Source organism: Methylobacterium sp. Leaf88 (assembly GCF_001422795.1).
GTDB lineage: Bacteria > Pseudomonadota > Alphaproteobacteria > Rhizobiales > Beijerinckiaceae > Methylobacterium.
Map to the genome: position 1 here is coordinate 1 of NZ_LMMK01000051.1, position 20,261 is coordinate 20,261.

Annotated in this window: 19 protein-coding genes; 14 read left to right on the top strand and 5 right to left on the bottom strand. The window is 72.5% G+C overall.

The features are described from left to right. Positions 1 to 192: 192 nt before the first annotated feature. Positions 193 to 1,440 (top strand): MFS transporter, encoded by a 1,248-nt coding sequence (locus ASF20_RS19665; RefSeq protein WP_056277175.1) that lies wholly within the window; start codon positions 193 to 195, stop codon positions 1,438 to 1,440. A gap of 63 nt (positions 1,441 to 1,503) precedes the next feature. Here the strand turns inward: ASF20_RS19665 and ASF20_RS19670 are convergent, their stop codons facing one another. The 4 genes from ASF20_RS19670 to ptsP form a co-directional block, all read right to left on the bottom strand. Further along, entirely contained in the window at positions 1,504 to 3,009 is a 1,506-nt protein-coding gene (locus tag ASF20_RS19670; RefSeq protein WP_244476505.1) for a carbohydrate porin, read from the bottom strand. A 109-nt stretch (positions 3,010 to 3,118) separates the two neighbouring features. Next, on the bottom strand, positions 3,119 to 4,846 hold the full coding sequence (locus tag ASF20_RS19675; protein ID WP_056277181.1) for a fructose-specific PTS transporter subunit EIIC: 1,728 nt from the start codon (positions 4,844 to 4,846) through the stop codon (positions 3,119 to 3,121). An 82-nt stretch (positions 4,847 to 4,928) separates the two neighbouring features. After that, the gene (pfkB, locus tag ASF20_RS19680; RefSeq protein WP_056277184.1) at positions 4,929 to 5,888 is read right to left on the bottom strand and encodes a 1-phosphofructokinase; all 960 of its coding nucleotides are present in this window, start codon (positions 5,886 to 5,888) and stop codon (positions 4,929 to 4,931) included. Then, a complete protein-coding gene (gene ptsP / locus ASF20_RS19685) occupies positions 5,885 to 8,437 on the bottom strand; it encodes a phosphoenolpyruvate--protein phosphotransferase (protein ID WP_056277187.1) in 2,553 nt (850 codons plus the stop codon). The genes pfkB and ptsP overlap by 4 nt, the downstream gene beginning before the upstream one ends. 168 nt (positions 8,438 to 8,605) lie before the next feature. On the opposite strand from ptsP, the gene ASF20_RS19690 reads away from it, so the two are divergent. Then, positions 8,606 to 9,589 carry a LacI family DNA-binding transcriptional regulator gene (locus tag ASF20_RS19690; RefSeq protein ID WP_056213236.1) on the top strand — a complete coding sequence of 328 codons (984 nt, stop codon included), beginning with the start codon at positions 8,606 to 8,608 and terminating at the stop codon, positions 9,587 to 9,589. A gap of 77 nt (positions 9,590 to 9,666) precedes the next feature. Here ASF20_RS19690 and ASF20_RS19695 read toward each other — a convergent pair whose 3' ends face one another. After that, entirely contained in the window at positions 9,667 to 9,864 is a 198-nt protein-coding gene (locus tag ASF20_RS19695; RefSeq protein ID WP_056277190.1) for a hypothetical protein, read from the bottom strand. A gap of 198 nt (positions 9,865 to 10,062) precedes the next feature. Between ASF20_RS19695 and ASF20_RS19700 the strand changes: the two genes are divergently transcribed. From ASF20_RS19700 to fliP, 12 genes are all read left to right on the top strand, one after another. Next, complete coding sequence (locus ASF20_RS19700; protein ID WP_056277194.1) at positions 10,063 to 12,015, top strand: hypothetical protein; 1,953 nt, start codon at positions 10,063 to 10,065, stop codon at positions 12,013 to 12,015. A gap of 32 nt (positions 12,016 to 12,047) precedes the next feature. Next, a complete protein-coding gene (locus ASF20_RS19705; RefSeq protein WP_056277303.1) occupies positions 12,048 to 13,358 on the top strand; it encodes an MFS transporter in 1,311 nt (436 codons plus the stop codon). Between the two features lie 90 nt (positions 13,359 to 13,448). Continuing rightward, positions 13,449 to 13,832: a flagellar basal body rod protein FlgB gene (gene flgB, locus ASF20_RS19710; protein WP_056277199.1), complete on the top strand. Its 384-nt coding sequence runs from the start codon at positions 13,449 to 13,451 to the stop codon at positions 13,830 to 13,832. Next, on the top strand, positions 13,832 to 14,248 hold the full coding sequence (gene flgC / locus ASF20_RS19715) for a flagellar basal body rod protein FlgC (RefSeq protein WP_056213243.1): 417 nt from the start codon (positions 13,832 to 13,834) through the stop codon (positions 14,246 to 14,248). Before flgB ends, flgC begins: the two co-directional genes overlap by 1 nt. An 8-nt stretch (positions 14,249 to 14,256) precedes the next feature. Then, entirely contained in the window at positions 14,257 to 14,601 is a 345-nt protein-coding gene (locus ASF20_RS19720) for a flagellar hook-basal body complex protein FliE (protein ID WP_056213245.1), read from the top strand. A gap of 52 nt (positions 14,602 to 14,653) precedes the next feature. After that, positions 14,654 to 15,442 carry a flagellar basal-body rod protein FlgG gene (gene flgG / locus ASF20_RS19725; RefSeq protein WP_056213247.1) on the top strand — a complete coding sequence of 263 codons (789 nt, stop codon included), beginning with the start codon at positions 14,654 to 14,656 and terminating at the stop codon, positions 15,440 to 15,442. A gap of 226 nt (positions 15,443 to 15,668) precedes the next feature. Continuing rightward, positions 15,669 to 16,052 carry a flagellar basal body P-ring formation chaperone FlgA gene (gene flgA, locus ASF20_RS19730; protein WP_244472565.1) on the top strand — a complete coding sequence of 128 codons (384 nt, stop codon included), beginning with the start codon at positions 15,669 to 15,671 and terminating at the stop codon, positions 16,050 to 16,052. Beyond that, the gene (flgI, locus tag ASF20_RS19735; protein WP_056277203.1) at positions 16,052 to 17,179 is read left to right on the top strand and encodes a flagellar basal body P-ring protein FlgI; all 1,128 of its coding nucleotides are present in this window, start codon (positions 16,052 to 16,054) and stop codon (positions 17,177 to 17,179) included. The genes flgA and flgI overlap by 1 nt, the downstream gene beginning before the upstream one ends. Positions 17,180 to 17,634: 455 nt before the next feature. After that, complete coding sequence (locus ASF20_RS25370) at positions 17,635 to 18,135, top strand: MotE family protein (protein ID WP_348271553.1); 501 nt, start codon at positions 17,635 to 17,637, stop codon at positions 18,133 to 18,135. After that, positions 18,135 to 18,851 (top strand): flagellar basal body L-ring protein FlgH, encoded by a 717-nt coding sequence (gene flgH, locus ASF20_RS19745; protein ID WP_055957344.1) that lies wholly within the window; start codon positions 18,135 to 18,137, stop codon positions 18,849 to 18,851. The genes ASF20_RS25370 and flgH overlap by 1 nt, the downstream gene beginning before the upstream one ends. 24 nt (positions 18,852 to 18,875) lie before the next feature. Beyond that, positions 18,876 to 19,370, top strand: coding sequence for a flagellar basal body-associated FliL family protein (locus tag ASF20_RS19750; RefSeq protein WP_056213255.1), 495 nt, complete (start codon positions 18,876 to 18,878; stop codon positions 19,368 to 19,370). Positions 19,371 to 19,376: 6 nt separating this feature from the next. After that, positions 19,377 to 20,162 carry a flagellar type III secretion system pore protein FliP gene (gene fliP, locus ASF20_RS19755; RefSeq protein WP_056277206.1) on the top strand — a complete coding sequence of 262 codons (786 nt, stop codon included), beginning with the start codon at positions 19,377 to 19,379 and terminating at the stop codon, positions 20,160 to 20,162. The last annotated feature ends 99 nt before the right edge of the window (positions 20,163 to 20,261 follow it).

The following is a 20,261-nucleotide window of genomic DNA, read 5'->3' on the forward strand; positions in this document are numbered from 1 at the left end:
GAGCCGTTCCCGACCGACAAGATCTCACACCGACCCGCCCGGCCTCCGCCGTGGCGGGTCGCGCCATGCGCGCCTGGGGGCGACCATGCCCGACCCCCTCGTCGTCCTCCCAATGCCGCCCGCCCGGGAACACAACGACCGCCGGGACGTCACATCCGGTCACAGCGGGACCGGAACGGGCAACACAGACCGATGGCGCACAGGGCGGAACAAGACGGCGGCCAAGATGAGGGACAAGACGAGGCGGGCACCGCGAAGGACCTGCATCCGCGCAAGTTCGACCTGCTCAACCTCACCCTGGTCGACGTGAATGGCGGGCTGCGGCCCTACCTCAACGTCTTCCTGCTGGTGCACCGCGAATGGAGCGCGACCACGGTCGGCCTCGTGACGACCCTGGCGGGGCTCGTCGGCGTCGGCCTGCAGGCCCCCCTCGGGGCCGTCATCGACCGCGCGCGCGACAAGCGCTGGGCCATCGTGGCCGCTCTGATGGCGGCCTCCGCCGGGGCGGTGGTCATTGCGCTCTGGCCGCAATTCTGGCCGGTGCTCCTCGCCTTCACGGTCCTGACCACGGCGGGCAGCAGCTTCACCCCGACCATCGCGGGCCTCACCCTCGGCATCTTCCCGAAGGCGCGCCTGTCGCGCCGGATGGGCCGCAACAGCGCCTGGTACCGGGCCGGCAACGTCGTCATCGCCGTCCTGATCGCGCTGGTCGGTTACGGCTTTCCCGACCGGGCGGTGTTCTTCCTCGTGCCGGCCCTGTCGTTCGCGGCCGCCGCGGCGGTCCTGTCAATTCCCCGGGACATCGTCGGGCGGGAGCTCGCCGAGGGGGTGAAGCCGAAGCCGCGCTCGGGGGCCGCCTTCAAGGTGCTCCTCGGCAATCGCCCGCTCCTCGTCTTCGCCGCCGCGATCTTCCTGTTCCAGCTCGCCAACGGGCCGATGGCTTCCCTGGTCGCGCAGAAGATCTCCCTGGCCCACGAGACCTGGTCGGCCGCCATCACCTCGACGACCATCGTGGCGGCGCAGGCGGTGATGCTGCCCATGGCCATCCTGGTCGGGCGCTTCGCCGACGGCTGGGGCCGGAAACCGATCCTCCTGTTCGCCTTCGCGATGCTGCCGGTGCGCGCGCTGCTCTACACCCTGTCGGACGACGCGATCTGGCTCTTCGCGGTGCAGGGCCTGGAGGGCGTCAGCACCGGCCTCTACAGCGCCATCAAGCCCCTGGTGATCGCCGACCTCATGGAGGACAAGGCCCGCTACAACCTCGCCTCGGGGGTGATCGCCACGGTCCAGGGCGTCGCCATCGCCCTCTCGAACGTGCTGGCCGGGAGCATCGTCGATTGGAGCGGCTTCACGGCGGCGTTCCTCGTCTCGGCGGCCATCGGCATCGGTTCGGCGCTCCTCCTCACGCGCATGCCGGAGCCTTCGGCGGAGCGGGCCTGAGAAGGTCCCGGCCGCCGCAGGCGATGCGCAGGCCCACGGGACCCGATCCCCGGAGCCGCCGCGTCAGTACGCCCCGGGTCCTGTGGCGAGGCCCGCGAGGGTGAAGAGGTCGACGGAGAGCTTGGCGCCGACGACGAGGGCATCGGGGATGTTCTTTGGGTAGGCGGGGAAGCGGGTCTGGTCGGGGTTGATGATGTACTGGAGGTTGGGGGTGAGGCGGACGGCGGGGGTGACCTGGATGCCGTAGTTGAGCTCCATCATGATCTGCTGGCGGGGCAGGGCGCGGTCGAGGCCGAGGGTGCCCTGGACGGCGGCGATGTTGGACAGGGCCAGGGGCGAGAAGCGCTGGGTGTTGACGACGAAGCCCAGGGTGTCGAAGGGCCGGCCCGCGAAGGTGCCGGTCTGGAGGGCGCCGATCTCGAGGAAGTAGTCCTCGACGAGGCGCCCGGAGGTGCCCGCCATGGCCACGCCGAACAGGGTCAGGCCCTGGACGGCGCCGGGATCGGGGCGCCAGACCATCTGGTCGAAGCGCGCATAGACGCCCGAGCGTCCGAAGCGGGTGGCGGGGGCCAGGCCGGTGAGGACGGCGCGCTGGCCGGTGATGTCGCGCACGGGGTCGGCGTAGTCGGAGGCGTCGTACCATCCGCCGATGCCGTAGTTGCGGGGCAGGGGGTCGTTGGCGAAGGTGGTAGAGTAGCCGAGCTCGAAGGGCAGGACCGCGCCGGTGGCGCCGCGGGTGGAGAGGTCGAGGCCGTTGTCGCCGGGCTGCTGGTGGCGGGGATTGACCTCGTAGACGCCGGCATGGACGAAGATGCGGTCGGTGAGCCAGGCCTTGGCGTGGGCGCCCCAGCTGGAGACGGGCCAGAAGGTGAAGTTCGAGGTCTTGAAGACGAAGGTCGGGTTTCCGCAGGCGGAATTGGACTGGAAGTTGCAGTAGAGCGGCGAGTTGAGGAAGGCGATGTTGGCCACGAGGCGGCCGAACTCGACCACGAGGCGGTCGTCGAGGAGCTTCTGCTCGTAGCTGAGCAGGGTGAGGCGGGTGGTCTGGCCGCCGCTGTAGATCTCCTGGACGGAGGTGTTGTTGCCGATGAAGTCGCCCGCGAGGTTGTCGCCGTGGCGGTTGGTGACGGCGACGTGGAGGGCGCCTCCGGCGAGGCCGGCGATGCGGTCGAGGTCGGCATCGATGCCGAAGAACAGCTGCCCGGCATAGGCGCGGCCCTGGCGGATGCCGCCGATGGGGTTGGCGGCGGCCTGGCCGGTGTAGTTGGCGCTGAGGGTGAGGCCGTGGCCGAGATCGAACACGCCGGTGGGAAGGGTGGCGGGCGTCGCGCTCTGGCCCAGGGTGTCCGCCGCCCCGGCCGCGCTCTGCGCTCCGGTGATGTCCTGGCCGTCGGGACGGGGCGGCAATCGGCCCGGAGAGCGCAGCGCCGGGCGCTGAGCCGTGTCGGTAACGCCGAACCCGGCGGCGGCCGCATCCTGCGCCTGTGCCTGCGGTCCGAGCGTCAGCGTTACCAGTCCCAGGCCGATGGCAGCCGTCTTCAATCCCGTGCCCATCTGTCGTCCCCTCATGGTCCGTGGTGTTCGCGTGGCCGGTCTTGGTGCCGGGTTGGGTGGTCGTAGTCCGATCGTTCGCAGCCCCGGCGCGGGTTCCTCCCCCACGGAGGGGGGACGGCCGGGCTCAGGCGGCGCGCGTCTTGAGCAGGCCGACGAGCAGCCCGGTGACGAGGGTGCCGACCACCAGGGCGATCAGGGCGCCGGGGACGTTGGTCACCGCGTTGGGGATCGGCAGGACGAAGAGGCCGCCATGGGGCACCTTCAGTTCGACCCCGAGGCTGAGCGCCACGGCGCCGGCCAGCGCCGAGCCCGCCACCATCGCGGGGATCACCCGCAGGGGATCGGCCGCCGCGAAGGGAATCGCCCCCTCGGTGATGAAGGCGGCGCCGAGCACCGCGGCGGCGGCGCCGGCCTCGCGCTCGGCCTGCGAGAAGCGTCCGGGGAACAGGCGGGTGGCGAGCGCGATCCCCAGGGGGGGCGTCATCCCGCCGATCATCACGGCGGCCATGGGCGCGGTGATGCCCGATGCGATCAGCGCGGCGGCGGAGGCATAGGCGGCCTTGTTGACCGGGCCGCCCATATCCACCGCCATCATGCCGCCGAGCACCAGACCGAGCACGACGGCGCTCGCCCCCTGCATGCTGCGCAGCCAGTCCGTGAGCGCCGCCAGGATGGCCGCCACGGGCACGCCGACGACGTAGACCATGAGCAGGCCGGTGACGGCGGTGGCCAGCAGCGGCAGGATCAGGACCGGCTTCAGGCCCTCCAGGTTCCGGTGCAGGCGGATGTGCCGGTTGAGGAAGGCGGTGGTGGTGCCGGCGATGAAGCCCGCCGCGATGCCGCCGAGGAAGCCCGCCTGCAGGTTGGCGGCGAGCATGCCGCCGATCATCCCCGGCGCGATGCCGGGCCGGTCGGCGATGGAGAAGGCGATGTAGCCGGCCAGCACCGGAACAATGAGCGCGAAGGCCGCCTTGGCGCCGATCTCCCCCAGGGCGAAGCCCAGGGTGCCGGCGTGGTCGGGCTTCATCGCGTCGATGCCGCCGACGGCGAAGGCCAGGGCGATGAGCAGGCCGCCCGCCACCACGAAGGGCAGCATGAACGAGACGCCGGTCATCAGGTGCTTGTAGGCGCCCGCCTTCTTCTCCTCCGCCGCCGCCGGACGGGCCGACCTGTCCGCCGCGGTGGTCCCCGCGTCGGGCTGGCGCTGCGCCTCGGCGAAGGCCGTGGCCAGCAAGCCCTTGCCGTCGCGGATCGCCGCCTTGGTGTTGGTGGCGTAGAGCCGCTTGCCGGCGAAGCGCGTCCGGTCGACCCCGGTATCGGCGGCGATCAGCACGAGGTCGGCCGCCGCGATCTCCTCGGCGGTCAGGGCGTCGCGGGCGCCCACCGACCCCTGCGTCTCGACCCGGACGGCGTAGCCGAGGGCCTCGGCCGCCGCCTGGATGCCCTCGGCGGCCATGAAGGTATGGGCGATGCCGGTGGGGCAGGAGGTGATGGCGACGATCCGCCGGCGTCCGCTCGGCGCCCCGTCCGTCGCCGCGGCTGCCTCGCCCGCCCCCCCGAGGAACCGGTCGAGCACCGCGTGGGCGTCGGTGAGCACGTCCTCGATGCGGATCCGGGCCCGGCGCATGGCCCCGAAGCGCCCCTCATCGAGGTCGCCCTCGCCCACCAGCAGCACCGCGTCGGCCCGGGCGATGGCGCCGGCGCTCAGGGCGGTGCCGGGCACGCCCTTGCCGCGCAGTTCCAGGTCCAGGGGCTGGTTGCGCCGGCCCGCCGCCTCGCGCAGGGCCTCGCCGGCCAGCACCGCGTGCAGGCCGAGATCCCCACCGCCCACCACTGCGAGCACCTGCGTCATGGCTTCCTCCCCATGGTTTCCTCACCTTACGGCGCGTCCCGGCCCGCCGGTGCGTCGTCGTGCTGCGTCGAAGGTCCGTGCCTCAGGCCGAGGCCGTGAGGGGCTCCACCCGTACCGCCGCGGCGAGGGCCAGGACCGTGTCGCGGGCGGGCAGGTTGGCGCCCGCAAGCCCGAGCTTGCCGGCCGCGAAGGCCAGGGCGAGCCGGGCGGTGGCGGTCCGGTCCAGGCCCGCCTGCAGGCCCGCCACGAGGCCGGCCACGAGGGCGTCGCCCGCGCCCACCGTGCTGGTCACCCGGGTCGCGGGCGGATGGGCCAGGTCCGTGCCGTCGGCGCTGGCGAACAGCGCCCCCTCGGCACCGAGCGAGACCACCACCAGGGGGATGCCGCGGGCCACCAGGCCCCGGGCCGCCGCCGCCACGTCGGCCAGATCCGGCAGGGACCGCCCGGCCCACTCCTCGAGCTCGTGCCGGTTGGGCTTGACCGCGAAGGGCAGGGCCGCGGCCGGGGCGGCCAGGGCCGCCGCCAGGGCGGGGCCGGAGGCGTCGAGGACGAGGCGGGCGCCCAGCGGCCGCAGCTCGGCGGCGATCTCCGCGTAGATCGGCGGGGCCACGCCGCCCGGCAGGCTGCCGGCCAGCACCACCAGGGTGCCGGGCTCCACGGCCTCGCGCAGCATCGCCCGGACGGCGGCGAGGCTGCCGGCCTCGACGGCGAGGCCCGGCAGGTTGATGTCGGTGGTGTCGCCGCCGGTGCCGTCGACCAGCTTCAGGTTGGTCCGGGTCTCGCCCGGGATCCGGACGAAGCGATCCGCGATGCCCTTGGCCGCGAGCAGGGCCTCGAACGGCCCGGCATTGTCCTGGCCGAGCAGGCCGGCGGCGGCCACCGGCACGCCCCAGTCGGCGAGGCAGGCGGCGACGTTGACGCCCTTGCCGCCCGCATCCGACCGGGTGCTGCGCGCCCGGTGGACGTGGCCGGGCCGGAGGACGTCGAGGATCACGGTCCGGTCGAGGGCCGGGTTGAGGGTGAGGGTGACCACGCGGGTCATGCGGGCTCTCCGTCGAGGAGGACGGCCAGGGCCCGGACTGCGGCCGCGTCCTCCTGGGCGCAGGCCCGGGCGGCCAGGGCCCGCAGCGCGCCCATCTCGCTCGCCCGCAGGCGCGCCTTCACGGAGGCCACGTCGCGCGGGGTCATCGACAATTCGTCGACCCCGAGGCCGGCGAGCAGGCAGGCGCCGAACGGATCGCCGGCGATGCCGCCGCAGACGCCGACCCAGCGCTTGTGCCGGGCGGCGCCCTCGCAGGTCAGGTGGATCAGGCGCAGCACCGCCGGATGCAGGGAATCGGCCTCCGGCGCGAGTTCGGTGTTCTGGCGGTCGATGGCTAGGGCGTACTGCGTCAGGTCGTTGGTGCCGATCGAGAAGAAATCGCAGTGCCGGGCCAGGGCGTCGGCCTGGATCGCGGCGGCCGGCACCTCGATCATGATGCCGAGCGGCAGTTCCGGCGCGTCGAGTTCGGCCCGGATGCGGTCGCAATGGGCCCGGAGCGCGAGCACCTCCGGCACCGAGGTGATCATCGGGAACATGATCGACAGGGGGGCCTCCTTGCCGGTGGCCGCATCGGCGGGAATTCCATTCCTCGCCGCCCGGTAGAGGGCCCGCAGCTGCGGCTCCATCAGGTCGGGCCGGCGCAGGAGCAGCCGGGCGCCGCGCACGCCAAGGAAGGGGTTCTCCTCACGGGGCAGGTGCAGGTGGGCCACCTGCTTGTCGCCGCCGATGTCGAGGGCGCGCACGATGAGGGGACGGCCGGCGAGGGCGTCCAGCATCGCCCGGTAGGTGGCGTACTGGTCGTCCTCGGTGGGCGTGTCGCCACGCTCGAGGAACAGGAACTCGGTGCGCATCAGGCCCACGCCCTCCGCGCCCTGGTCCAGGGCGAAGGGCACCTGCTCGGGATTGTTGACGTTGGCCCCGATGGCGACCGCGTGCCCGTCCCGGGTGCGGGCGGGCAGGGCGCGCGCGCGGGCCTCCTCCTCGGCCTTGGCGCGCTGGCGCGCGCTCCAGTCCCGGGCGGAGGCGAGGTCGGCGGCGCTCGGATCGAGGTAGAGCCGGCCGGTGCCGCCGTCGAGGATCGCGGGGGTGTGGTTCTCCAGGGCGAGCAGGGCGGGGCCGCCCGCCACCAGGGCGGGAATGCCGAGGGTGCGGGCGAGGATCGCGGTGTGCGAGGTCGGGCCGCCCTGGGCCGTGGCGAGGCCGATCACCCGGGTGGGATCGAGGCCCGCGGTGTCGGACGGGGCGAGATCGGGGGCGATGAGGATGCAGGGTACGTCCGGCAGGTCGTGGCCGCTCTTGAGCGACGGGTCGATCTGCGCCAGCACCCGCCGGCCGACGTCGCGCAGGTCCGCCGCGCGGGCGGCCAGCACGGGATTGCCCAGGGCCGAGAGCCGGCCGGCCATCCGCTCCACCGCCTGGTTCCAGGCGAAGGCGACCCCGTGGCCCTCCACCATCAGCTGGCAGGCCAGGGTGATCAGGTCCGTGTCCGCGATGAGCTCGCCCTGGGCCCGGAAGATGCCCGCATCGGTCTTGCCGAGGCGGCGTTCGGTGTCGTCCGCCAGCGCCCGGAGCTGGCCCTCGGTGGCGGCGAGGGCGGCGTGCAGGCGGTCGCCGCCCGACGTCAGGGGCTCGGGCTCGTCCCGGACCGTGACCTTCGTCTGGCTCAGCACGTGGATGGGGCCGATGGTGAGGCCGGGGCTCGCGCCGAGGCCCGCCAGCACCCGCGGCGTATCGGCGGGATTCCAGCCGGCCACCGGGCCGGCCGCCCGGGCGGCGGCGTCCGCCGCGGCCTTGGCGGCGGCCTTCTCCCCCGCGCTCAGGCCCGTCACCGCCGCGCAGATCCGGGCGAGGGCGCCGGCCTCGTCGTCGCCCTCCGCCGAGATCGTCACCCCGTCGCCGCAGCGCAGGCCGAGCTGGAGCAGGGCGATCAGGTTCTTGGCGTCGGCCACCTCGGCGCCGTGGCGTACCTGGATCCGGGCGGGACAGGCGCGGGCCGTCTCGACCCAGTGGGCGGCCGGGCGGGCGTGGAGGCCGGTGGGATAGTCGACGGTCCAGTCGAAGCGCTGCCTGAGGTCGCCGGCCGGGCCGGCCGCGCCGGGGGCGGGCGCGTCCTCGGTGAGGGCCGCGGCGATCTCCTCCTTGCGGGGGGTGGTGCGCAGGGCGGCGAGGCGCGCCTCGTCCTGGATGAGCCGGGTGAGGCGGCGCAGGATGGTGATGTGGGTGTCCGACTGCGCCGCGATGGCGACCACCAGGTGGGCGACCTGGCCGTCGTGCCATTCGATCCCGCCCGGAACCTGCAGGACCGCCAGCCCGCTGGCGCGGACGTGGTGACGGTCGTCGACCATGCCGTGCGGGATGACCACGCCGTGGCCCAGATAGGTGTTCGCTACGCCCTCGCGCCGCAGCATGCTGGCCTCGTAGGGCGCATCGATGCAGCCGGACGCGACGAGGAGCTGGGCCGCCGCGCGGATCGCCGCTTCCTTGCTGGCCGGGGCCGCGCCCAGCTGGATCAGCAGGCGCGGAGGTAGGATCGGCGTCGGCGCGAGCATGGCGTGCTCCTCCCGGAAAAACGGTTGTTGAAATGCTCGTTGGCACTATGAAAACGTTTTCACAATCGGTGTCAACGCGATTCGGCGCAATAATGCCGTATCGCCGCTTGCCGATGGTGGGACAGGATGCCAGAACGACGTCATGACGCTGAAAACGTTCTCCGCCAGATGAGTGCCAGTATTCGTGACGTGGCGCGCGCCGCCGGTGTCTCGACGGCCACGGTCTCCCGAGCTCTCGGTCGAGGGCCGGTCAGCGACGTCCTGCGCCAGCAGGTCGAGGCAGCGGTTCGGGCGACCGGATATCGCCCGAATCTGTCCGCGCGCCGCCTGCGCTCGCAATCGACGCAGACCATCGGCTTGATCGTCGCCGATATCCGCAATCCGTTCTTCACGGCGGTGAGCCGGGCGGTGGAGGACGCGGCCTACGCCGCCGGCATGCGGGTGATCCTGTGCAACACCGACGAGGATCCGGAGCGCGAGCGCCTGTACCTCCGGCTGATGGAGGAGGAGCGCGTCACCGGCGTGATCTTCGCGCCCACGCGCGGAACGGCGGAATCGCTCAAGGCCGACAGCCTCGACGTGCCGGTGGTCTTCATCGACCGCACCGGCCCGGCGGGGACCTACGACAGCGTCGTCCTCGACAACGCGGCGGCCACCGGCGCCCTGGTCGATCATCTCTGGGAGCGCGGCTATCGCCGGATCGGGGGGCTGTTCGGCTCGACCAGTTCCACCGCGCAGGAGCGGCAGGCCGCCTACGAGGCGGCGCTCCGGCATCGCGGCGCCGAGCCCCTGGCCCGCGTGGCGCCGCCCACCGCGGAGGCGGCCGAGGCCACGCTCACCCGCTGGCTGGCCGAGCCGGACCGGCCCGACGCGCTGATCCTGTCGAACGGCCTGACGCTGATGGGCGCGGTGCGCGCCGCGCGCACGCTCGCCCTCGCGGTCCCGGACCAGCTCGGCCTCGCGGGCTTCGACAACGACCCCTGGACCGACCTGGTGGAGCCCGGTCTCACGGTGATCGAGCAGCCGGTGGCGCAGATCGGCGCCCAGGCGATGGCCCTGCTGTTCGACCGGCTGAAGGCGCCGGGCGAGGCCGTCCGCAAGGTCACCCTGAGCGGCCGGCTGGTGGTCCGGGGGTCGTCGGGGCGCGGCTAGCTCCGCGCCCGCCGCAGGGGGCCCGAGGCGTCGCCGGCCCGGTCTCGCCCCGGCGCCGGATCCGTCGCGGGGCGGACTCAGCGCAGGGTCGGCGACTCGCCGGGGTGCAGGGGCCGGTCCTCGTCCGGCCCGCTGACGGCGTTCAGGCGCTCGAGATGCTCGAAGACATGCGCGAAGGCGTCCGTGACGGCCTTCTCGAAGGCGCCGTCGGACCGACCCTGGGCGGCCTTGAGGGCGCTGAGCAGGGCTTGATGCGTTTCGGTGTCATGCGACATGGCTGTCCTCCCGACCGGACGGATGGCCCGCCCGGGGGAGCAAGCGCCCGCAGGGATCGCCGGTTCCGAGGGGCCGGACCCCGTGCGGTCCCGCAGACCCGATCGGCGCGGCGCGGCCCCTCGCGCATCCGTCATCGAACCTTGGCCGTCGGCACTCGTTGTCCGCCGGCCCCTGCAGGCCGGAGACAGACCCTCGGCATGCGTTCCCGTTCCCTTCTCGTCGGCTCCTTCGTCCTCCTCGCCGCCGGGGCCGGCCTCGCCGGCTTCGGCCGCTTCAGCTACGCGCCGACGCCGTCGCGGGAGGCCCTCGCGAACCCCGACCGCTACCCGATCTCGACGGCCTACGACGTGCTCGGGCGCCGCATCGGCCGGGAGGAGGCCGCGACCCTGCGCACCACCGAGGCGGGGCGTCGCACCCTGTCGCCCGAGGCCGGCGCCTTCGCCATCGACGAAGCCGTCATCGCGCGCGGGCGGGAGGCCTTCTACACCGAGACCTTCGGGAACGAGGTCTTCCTCACCGACGTGATGGGGATGCTCGACGGCGCCCTGACGCCCTACGAGGTCGCCCGCGCCGTGCTGCTGCTGGGCGGGACGGCCACCCACAACCTCCAGGTCCGCGTCGCCCAGGACGTGCGGATCGGCGAACGCCAGTGGCGCAAGGGCGACCTGGTCTCGACCGGCCTCGACGTCGAAAAGGGCGGCCTCGGCATCATCGGTCTGAAGACCTTCTACGACCGGGGCCACCTGCGCCTCGGCATCACCTGCGCCCTCTGCCACGCGGCGGTCGATCCCCGATCCGGCAAGGTCGTGGAGGGGGCGCCGAACGCCGACCTCAATGCCGGGCTGCTCCTCGCCCTCTCGGCCAACGCCTCCGCCTACTTCATGCACGGCAGCGTCGACCTCGCGGCCGTCGCGGGCGATCCGTCCCGCACGATCCCGACCGCCGGGGGAGGGACCGCGGTGCTGCCGGACCGGGACAAGCTGGAGGCGGCGGCCAAGGTCGAGGTCGCGAGCTGGCCGCCGGGCAGCTTCGATTCCTCCGCCGACCGGGTGACGAACCCGACCTCGATCCCGTCGAGCTTCTCGGCCTACGGCGAGCCCTATAGCTGGAGCGGGCGCGAGGCGGTCGGGCCCTTCCACGGGCTGTCGTCTTTGAACAACAACGTGCACGCGGCCAATTCCGACACGACCCAGCTCGCCGCCGCCGCGCCCTGGCTGTTCGGCCTCGATCCGGACCTCTACCTCGGCATCCTGTTCCAGGGGGCGGTGAACCCGGCCCTGCGCTACGACCCGACGAAAGCCACGCGGCCGAGTGCGATCCTGGCCGCCTTCGACCCGACGCCGGGCTCGCCCGGCCTCAACCGCTACGCCGTCCTGCCGAGCTTTCCGGCGACCAACTACATGACCGACAACGGGCTGTTCGCCTCCGCGGCCGGGGAGCCGGCGAACTTCGCCAACAACGCCATGTCGGCCTTCCAGAACCTCCTGCGTCCGCCGGCCGCCCCGAAGGCTGGGGCCGAGGCCGGCCGCGCGGTGTTCGCGCGGGCCGGCTGTGCCGGCTGCCATGCCGGCCCGGCGCTGACCAACAACCGGATCGTGCCCGTGGGCGAGATCGGCACCGAGCCGACCCGGGCCCGCGCCGGGGCCAAGATGGAGGCGCACCTCGCACCGCCGTCGATGTTCGCGACCGACACGCCGTTCCCCCTGCCGGCCGATCCCAGGATCGTGCCGATCCCCCTGGAGGGCGAGGCCCTGAAGCAGGTCCGGCTCGGCTGGGCCCATGCCGGCACCGAGGGCGGCTACAAGGTCCCGAACCTCGTCGGCCTCGCTTGGTCGGCGCCCTACCTGCACGATGGCGGCGTGGCGGTGGGGACCGACCCCGCCGGCCAGCTCGGCGTGCCCGGCACCCTGGAAAGCTGCCTCGCGCCGGACCCGCGCAACAGCCTGCGGGCCCTGGTGGACCGGGACCTGCGCGGGCGGGTCGTGGCCGCCAACCGCGCCTCCGCCACCGCACGCACGGCGCGCGTGACGGGCGAGGGGCACCCCTACTGGGTCGATGCCGCGGCCGGCTTCGGCCCCGCCGACCAGGAGGCGCTGCTGGGCTACCTGCTCTCCATCGATGCCCTGACGCAGGACGTGCCGGTGCCATGAGCCCGGCCGCGGACACCCACGAGGACACGACGATGCCCACGACCGGAACCACCGAGGGACCCCCGCGCCTCGAACGCAAGGCGGTCGCCGCCGTGGTGCTCGGCAACGCCCTCGAGTTCTACGACTTCACCATCTACGCCTTCTTCGCCAAACCCATCGGGGAGGCGTTCTTCCCCTCGCAGAACGCCACCGACAGCCTGCTCGCCTCCCTGGCCCTGTTCGGCATCGGCTACGTCATGCGGCCCATCGGCGGCATCCTCATCGGGGCCTTCGCGGACCGGGCGGGACGCAAGCCCGCCATGCTGATCACCATCGCGCTGATGGCCATCGGCATGGTGATGCTGGCGGCCGCCCCCGGCTACGCCACCCTGGGGGGCTGGTCGCAGGTCATCGTCATCGTGGGCCGGCTCATCCAGGGGCTCGCGCTGGGGGGCGAGGTCGGCCCCTCCACCGCCTACCTCCTGGAGGCCGCGCCGGGGCAGCAGCGCGGCTTCGTGGCGAGCTGGCAGATCGCCAGCCAGGGCTGCGCCGCGCTGATCGCCGGCCTGGTGGCCTCGGCCCTGACCTACGCGGTTGGCGACGACGCCATGGCCAGCTGGGGCTGGCGGGTGATGTTCGCGCTGGGCATCGGCGTCGTCCCCGTCGGCCTGATCATCCGCAGCCACCTGCCCGAGACCGCCGGCGAGCGCGCCGACCCGGCCGCGGCCGAGTCCACGCGCGCGGTGGTCCGGCGCCTGGTGCGCGAGCACGGCCGGATGCTGGTCCTGACCTTCCTCGTCATCGCGGCCTCCACCGTCTCCAACGCGGTGGGCACCAACATGCCGGTCTACGCCCAGGCCACCCTCGGGCTCACCGAGACGGTCTCCACCGCCGTGCCGATCGCCCTCGGCCTCGCCTCCATCGTCTTCCCGCTGCTGGGCGGCTGGCTCGCCGACCGGTTCGGCCGGCGCCCGGTGATGATCTGGCCCCGCGCGCTCATCGTGGTGCTGACCGTGCCGGCCTTTGCCTGGCTCGTGCGCGACCCGACCGGCCCATCGGTCTACGCCGTGACCTTCCTGCTCTCGGCCCTGTCCTCGATCAACGCGGCGGCGATCATCGTGGCGATCCCCGAAGCCCTGCCGCGCGCGGTGCGCAGCGCCGGCCTCTCCATCGTGTACGCCTTCTCGGTCTCGATCTTCGGGGGCAGCACGAACTACCTCGTGAACAAGCTCATCGCCGTCTCGGGCGACAAGCTGGCCCCGGCCTACTACCTCGTGGCCTTCAGCATCGTGGGCACGATCGCGGCCCTCCTCATGCCCGAGACCCGCGGCCGGGACCTCGAGGCGAACGCGGAGGCGCGCTGAGCGGCGGCCGGCGCGCGCCGCCCCCGTCAGCCTCGGACAAGATAGGCTCCCTAAAGCTTCGGTCATGAATGATCGGGACCGGAGCCGACCGTGACAGGCGTCTACCTCTTCGACTTGGCCTCGCAGCAGGCGCGCTACCTCGCGGTGCGTCAGTCGACCATCGCGAGCAACGTCGCGAACGCCAACACGCCCGACTACAAGGCGCGCGACGTGGTGCCGTTCTCCGAGGTGATGGCGCGCACGGCCTCCGCCGGCATGGCCTTGACGGAGAGCGCCCACGTCACCTCCGTCGAGGGCCGCATCCCGACGAAGCCGGTCTCGGCCGCCGAGGCCTGGGACGCGCTCTCGACCTCGAGCTCGGTGAGCCTGGAGCAGGAGATGCTCAAGGCCGGCGAGGTCAGCCGCGACCACAACCTCAACATGGGCATCGTCAAGGCCTTCGACCGGATGCTCAAGGCGGCGGTGAAGAGCTGATGATCGACCCCCTCGCCGCCTCCACCCGCCTCGCCAGCGCCGGCATGGAGGCGCAGTCCCTGCGCCTGCGCATCGCCGCCGAGAACGTCGCCAACGCGCAATCCGTCGGCGATGGCCCCGGGGCGGACCCCTATGCCCGCAAGACCGTGACCTTCCGGTCCGCCCTGGACCGGGCCGCGGGCGGCCCCACCGTGGCCCTGCGGCGGATCGGCACCGACGACGCGCCGTTCCGCATCGAGCGCGACCCCGGCAACCCGGCGGCCGATGCCGAGGGCAACGTGAAGATGCCCAACGTCAACGTGCTGGTGGAGATGGCCGACATCCGTGAGGCCAACCGCTCCTACGAAGCCAACGTCCAGGTGATCAAGCAGGCCCGCGCCATGGTCGCCAGCGTCATCGACCTCCTGAGAACCTGAGACCCGCGATGATCGAAGCCCTCACCTCGCTCGCCGCCTTCGACCGGGCCGCCGGCATCACCCGCACCGACTCGGCCGCGCCGCTGGCGCGCACGAGCTTCCCCGTGATCCCGGCGGCCGCCACGGCCGGTCCCGCCACCGATTTCGGGGACGTCATGGCGCAGCTCGCCGGGGGGCTGCGCACCTCCCTGCGCACCGGCGAGGCCACCGCCATCTCGGGCATCCAGGGCAAGGCCTCGACGCAGCAGGTGGTCGAGGCGGTGATGTCGGCCGAGCAGAGCCTGCAGACCGCCATCGCCGTCCGGGACAAGGTGGTCGCCGCCTATCTCGAGCTCAGCCGCATGCCGATCTGACGATGGATCGCGTGGACAACCCTGCCAAACGCTTCGACGGGACCGGGACACCATGAGAGCGCTCGCCATCGCGGCCACGGGCATGAACGCCCAGCAGATGAACCTCGAGGTCATCGCCAACAACATCGCCAACCTGAACACCACTGGGTTCAAGGGGGCGCGGGCCGAGTTCACCGACCTGCTCTACCAGGCCGAGCGCCAGCAGGGCGTGCCCAACCAGGCCGGCCAGGAGCCGGTGCCGGAGGGCGCGATGCTCGGCCTCGGCGTGCGCACCGCCGCCATCCGCAACCTGCACCGCCAGGGGCCGCTCGCCAACACCGCCAACCAGCTCGACCTCGCGGTGAACGGCCGGGGCTACTTCCAGATCACCAACCCCAACGGCGAGATCAACTACACCCGCGCCGGGGCCTTCAACCGCAACAACACCGGCCAGATCGTCACCCTGGAGGGCTACGCCCTCGACCCGGCGGTCCTCATCCCCAACGGCGCCGTCGACGTGGTGATCAACCAGTCGGGCCAGGTCTTCGCCAAGGTGGACGGGCAGGTGCAGGCGCAGAACCTGGGCCAGATCACCCTGGCGAACTTCGCCAACGATGCCGGCCTGGAGCCCCTCGGCAACGGCCTCTACCGCGAGACCGCGGCCTCCGGTGCCCCCGTCACCGGCGTGCCCGGCGACCCGAGCTTCGGCAAGCTGCAGCAGGGCTACCTGGAGAGCTCGAACGTCGATCCCGTCAAGGAGATCACCAACATGATCACGGCCCAGCGCGCCTTCGAGATGAACTCGAAGGTGATCCAGGCCGCCGACGAGATGGCCGGAACGATCTCCAAGGGCATCCGCTAAGCGCGTCGGGCGGCGCCGCCGCCTGAGCCCCATACCCCCACCTCCGCGCGGCGGCGACGGGCGGCACCGGCTCTCCGCCGGGGCCGTGGCCGCCCGTTCGGGCATTCTCCAAGGGCGCGACCACGTCATGGGTATTCACCTTCTGGGCCTTTCCCCGCGCAGCCGGTGCCGCCTCGCCGCCGTCGGGCTCGCGCTGCTGGCCGGGCCGGCCGCGGCCGAGGACCTGATGCTGCCGGTGCCGACGGTGACGATCTATCCCGGCGACACCATCAAGCCGTCGATGCTGCGGATGCAGGCCTATCCGGAAAGCTTCAAGGCCCGCACCGCCGTGGTCGACGCCGCCCTGGCGATCTCCGGGCGCGTCGCCAAGCGGATGCTGCTCCCGGGCGAGCCGGTGCCGGTCAACGCCATCGACGATCCCCGCCTCGTCAGCCGGGGCACCCCGACGCAGATCGTGTTCGAGGAGCAGGGCCTGCTCATCACCGCCGTCGGCGCGCCGCTCCAGAACGGCGGCCTCGGCGACGTCATCCGCGTGCGCAACACCGACACCAACCGCATCGTGCTCGGCACCGTGATGGCCGACGGCCGAATCCGGACCGGGGACCATTGATGCACCGCCTCCTGGCCAAAATCCTCGCCAAGCTCCCGGCTCTCGCCGCGGCCATCCTCCTGGCCCTGCCCGCGCCCGCCCTGGCCGGCACCCGGATCAAGGACATCGCCACCCTCAAGGGCGTGCGCGACAACCAGCTCGTGGGCTACGGCCTCGTCACCGGCCTGCAGGGCACCGGCGACACCCTGCGCAACGCCCAGTTCACCGAGCAATCCCTGCAGTCGATGCTCGATCGCATGGGCATCAACGTCCGCGACGCCCGCCTGCGCACCCGCAACGTCGCCGCCGTGATGGTGACCGCCGACCTGCCGCCCTACACCGGCACCGGCTCGCGCATCGACGTCACCGTGACCTCGCTGGGCGACGCCACCTCCCTCAAGGGCGGCACCCTGCTGATGACGCCGCTGATGGGCGGCGACAGCCTGACCTACGCCGCCGCGCAGGGGCCCCTCGCGGTCTCGGGCTTCAGCGTCGGCGGCCAGGCCGAGACGGTGACCCAGGGCGTGCCGACGGCCGGGCGCATCCCCAACGGCGCCCTGATCGAGCGCGAGGTGCCGGGCACCTTCCGGGACCTGCCGGAACTCGTGTTCGAGCTGAAGAACCCCGACTTCAAGACCGCCACCATGGTGGCCGACGCCATCAACGCCTACGCGCTGGCGCGCTTCAACCGCCGGGTCGCGGCCCCGCGGGATCAGCGCGCCATCGCCCTGATGCGGCCGAGCAACATCGCCCAGACCCGGTTCGTGGCCGAGATCGGCGACCTCACCGTCAACCCCGACACCCCGGCCCGCGTCGTCGTCGACCAGCGCACCGGCACGGTGGTGATCGGCCGCAACGTCCAGATCTCCACCGTGGCGGTGACGCACGGCAACCTCACGGTGCGGGTGACGGAGGCCCCCGAAGTCTCGCAGCCGGCGCCGTTCTCCAACGGGCAGACGGCGGTGGTGCCGCGCACGGAGGTGGCGGTCAACGAGCAGTCCGGCCGGATGGCGATCATCGGCGGCTCGGACCTCCAGACCCTGGTGCGCGGCCTCAACAACGTCGGCCTCAAGCCCAGCGACATCATCTCGATCCTCCAGGCGGTGAAGACCTCCGGGGCGCTTCAGGCGGAGCTCGTGGTGCAATGAGCGCGGCCAACGGCCATCCCCTGCCGGGCGCGGCGGCCCGCCTCGTCGTGCGCCCGCCCGGCCTGACCCGGCCCGCCCGCTGGCTCGCCCTGATGGCGCTGCGGGTCCTGCTGTTCGTCGGCCTCCTGTTCGTCGGCGTCCTGGCGCTCGCCGCCTTCGGCCTCGGCCCGGCCGGCGCCGTCGAGGGCGGTCGCCCGGCGATCTCGGGGCTGAACCCGGGCCCGCTCCCGAAGGCCGCGGCGAGGCCGGCCGCGCCCCGCCTCGCCGTCGCGGCCAAGCCCGTGGCAGACAAGCCCGTCGCCGGCGTCATCCCACCGGTCGGCCCGGCCGAGCCCGTCACGGTGGTGTCCCAGCCGATCGAGACCACGGGGGCGATCGAGGCCAAGGGGTCCGATGCCAAGGGGTCCGATGCCAAGGGGTCCGATGCCAAGGCGTCCGAGGCCAAGGCGTCCGAGGTGAAGCCCGCCGAACCGGCGCAGGTCGCCGAGGTCCGGGCCCCCGAGCCGGAGCCGGTCAAGCCCGCGCCGAAGCCACCGGCCTATTGCGCCAGCATCGCGGACGCCGCCGCCGACGCCCGCTTCGCCTGGCAGAAGGAGCAGCTGGCGACCCTGGAGAGGCAGGTCGAGGAGCGGATCGCCGCCCTGGAGGCCAAGCGCGCCGAGTACGAGACCTGGCTCGCCCGCCGCGACGCCTTCCTGGCCAAGGCCGACGAGGGCGTGGTGGCGATCTACACCAAGATGCGGGCGGATGCCGCCGCGCTCCAGCTCGCCAACATGCCCGACGAGGGCGCCGCTGCGATCCTGACCAAGCTCAACGCCCGGAACGCGAGCGCGATCCTGAGCGAGATGGAGGCCGCGCGCGCCGCGCAGCTGGCCCGCATGATGACCGAGATGGGCAAGACCGGCGCGGGTAAGACCGAGCCGGGCAAGAAGCCCCGCACGAGCGAGAAATCCTGATGCTTCCCAACACGTTCCGGGCCGGCCTGATCCTGGTGCTGGCGGCGCCCGCCCTCGGCGCCTGCAACACGCCGGTGGACCGGATCGGCCAGGCGCCGCTGCTGACGCCGATCGGCACCGGCCTGCAGCCGCCACGCGAGGCCTTGCCGACCACCTACGGCTCCCTCGGGCGCCGGACCTACCACTCGACCTGGGCGCCGGGCAGCGCCGAGATGTTCCAGGATCCACGCGCCCGCAACATCGGCGACGTGATCACGGTCTCGATCCTCATCGACGACAAGGCGCAGTTCGGCAATTCGAGCGACCGCTCGCGCAGCCAGAAGTCGGGCCTCGGCTTCGATTTCGGCTACGGCGTCTCGGCCCTGAAGGACACGGCCACCGCGGATGCCGGCATCCGCTCCTCCACCGAGACCAAGGGCGCCGGCAACATCGACCGCTCGGAGGTGCTGCGCCTCCAGGTCGCCGCCATCGTCACCGAGCAGATGCCCAACGGCAACGTCGTCATCAGCGGCTCGCAGGAGGTGCGGGTGAACAACGAGGTCCGCGTGCTGACCGTGGCGGGCATCGTCCGGCCGCGGGACATCTCGCGCAAGAACACCATCGACTACGACAAGATCGCCGAGGCGCGCATCTCCTATGGCGGGCGCGGTCGCATCTCGGACGTGCAGGCGCCGACCTTCGGTCAGCAGGTCTTCGAGACCCTGGCGCCGTTCTGAGACCTGGGGGGCGGGAGCGGAACCATGGCGGCCAAGGACGACAAGACGGCGGCGAAGAAGGGCGGCGGCAAGGGCTGGATCCTGGCCCTCGCCCTGACCAGCCTCGTCGCCATCGGCACGGGCGGCGGTCTCGGCCTCTACCTCCTGTCCACCGTCGAGAAGGCGGTGGACGGCAAGAAGAAGGACGAGGAGGACAAGGCGGTCAAGGTCCTGAAATACACCGGCGACCTCGCCCTGCGCAGCGTCGGCTCGGTGGTCACCAACCTCGCCGACACCAACGACGCCTGGGTCCGCCTCGAATCCTCGGTCGTGTTCAAGACCGGCGCCGTGCCGAACCCGGACGTGGCGCTCGCCGAGATCCGCTCCGACATCGTCGCCTACCTGCGCACCGTCTCCCTGAAGCAGATTGAGGGTGCCAGCGGGCTCCTGCACCTGCGCGAGGACCTCAACGAGCGGGTGGCCCTGCGCACGAAGGGGCAGGTCCGCGAGCTGATCGTCGAGATGCTGGTGGTGCAGTAGGGGCCCATGACCGTGCCGACCCTCTCAAGATCCGTCACCGCCGGCCTCGCCCTCGCCGCCGGACTCGGCGCCGGCCTCGCCCTCGCCGGGCCGGCGCTGGCCCAGTCGGCCACGGGCCTGCCCGCCCTCGATGCGCTGCTGCCGGCCGGGAACGGGGCGGCGAGCGGGCGCATCCTGCAGCTCGTGGCGCTGCTCACCGTGCTGTCGCTGGCCCCCGGCCTCCTCGTCATGGTGACGAGCTTCACCCGGTTCGCCATCGCGTTCTCGTTCCTGCGCTCGGGCCTCGGCCTCCAGAGCACGCCGGCCAACATCTTCCTCGTCAGCCTGTCGCTGTTCATGACCTTCTACGTCATGGCGCCGACCTTCGACCGGGCCTGGGAGGAGGGCCTGAAGCCGCTCACGGAGAACCGGATCTCCGAGGTGGAGGCGATCCCGAAGCTCGTCGAGCCGTTCCGGGAGTTCATGACCCAGCATGTCCGCCCGAAGGACCTCCAGACCTTCACGGATCTGGCCAGCCGCAACATCCCGAAGGCCGAGGGGGGGGAGAAGATCGACCTGCGCATCCTGATCCCGGCCTTCATGATCTCGGAGCTGCGCCGCGGCTTCGAGATCGGCTTCCTGATCGCCCTGCCGTTCCTGGTGATCGACATGATCGTCTCCACCATCGTCATGTCGATGGGCATGATGATGCTGCCGCCCACGGTGATCTCGCTGCCGTTCAAGGTGCTGTTCTTCATCCTCATCGACGGCTGGAACATGCTGGTGGGAGGCCTAGTCCGGTCGTTCTTCTAGCGCTTCGGCGGCGCGGGCCGCCCGGCGCGTCGCGACGCAATCTCCGCGCAAGGCTGGCGGGCGACAGGACGGGATCGGATCGCGGATCCGAAGCGGAGC

Excerpts from the sequence above, each read along its gene's own strand:
- ASF20_RS19665 (WP_056277175.1), top strand. The coding sequence starts at position 193 with ATGGCGCACAGGGCGGAACAAGACGGCGGCCAAGATGAGGGACAAGAC.
- ASF20_RS19670 (WP_244476505.1), bottom strand. The coding sequence starts at position 3,009 with ATGAGGGGACGACAGATGGGCACGGGATTGAAGACGGCTGCCATCGGC.
- ASF20_RS19675 (WP_056277181.1), bottom strand. The coding sequence starts at position 4,846 with ATGACGCAGGTGCTCGCAGTGGTGGGCGGTGGGGATCTCGGCCTGCAC.
- pfkB (WP_056277184.1), bottom strand. The coding sequence starts at position 5,888 with ATGACCCGCGTGGTCACCCTCACCCTCAACCCGGCCCTCGACCGGACC.
- ptsP (WP_056277187.1), bottom strand. The coding sequence starts at position 8,437 with ATGCTCGCGCCGACGCCGATCCTACCTCCGCGCCTGCTGATCCAGCTG.
- ASF20_RS19690 (WP_056213236.1), top strand. The coding sequence starts at position 8,606 with ATGAGTGCCAGTATTCGTGACGTGGCGCGCGCCGCCGGTGTCTCGACG.
- ASF20_RS19695 (WP_056277190.1), bottom strand. The coding sequence starts at position 9,864 with ATGTCGCATGACACCGAAACGCATCAAGCCCTGCTCAGCGCCCTCAAG.
- ASF20_RS19700 (WP_056277194.1), top strand. The coding sequence starts at position 10,063 with ATGCGTTCCCGTTCCCTTCTCGTCGGCTCCTTCGTCCTCCTCGCCGCC.
- ASF20_RS19705 (WP_056277303.1), top strand. The coding sequence starts at position 12,048 with ATGCCCACGACCGGAACCACCGAGGGACCCCCGCGCCTCGAACGCAAG.
- flgC (WP_056213243.1), top strand. The coding sequence starts at position 13,832 with ATGATCGACCCCCTCGCCGCCTCCACCCGCCTCGCCAGCGCCGGCATG.
- ASF20_RS19720 (WP_056213245.1), top strand. The coding sequence starts at position 14,257 with ATGATCGAAGCCCTCACCTCGCTCGCCGCCTTCGACCGGGCCGCCGGC.
- flgG (WP_056213247.1), top strand. The coding sequence starts at position 14,654 with ATGAGAGCGCTCGCCATCGCGGCCACGGGCATGAACGCCCAGCAGATG.
- flgA (WP_244472565.1), top strand. The coding sequence starts at position 15,669 with ATGCTGCCGGTGCCGACGGTGACGATCTATCCCGGCGACACCATCAAG.
- flgI (WP_056277203.1), top strand. The coding sequence starts at position 16,052 with ATGCACCGCCTCCTGGCCAAAATCCTCGCCAAGCTCCCGGCTCTCGCC.
- flgH (WP_055957344.1), top strand. The coding sequence starts at position 18,135 with ATGCTTCCCAACACGTTCCGGGCCGGCCTGATCCTGGTGCTGGCGGCG.
- ASF20_RS19750 (WP_056213255.1), top strand. The coding sequence starts at position 18,876 with ATGGCGGCCAAGGACGACAAGACGGCGGCGAAGAAGGGCGGCGGCAAG.
- fliP (WP_056277206.1), top strand. The coding sequence starts at position 19,377 with ATGACCGTGCCGACCCTCTCAAGATCCGTCACCGCCGGCCTCGCCCTC.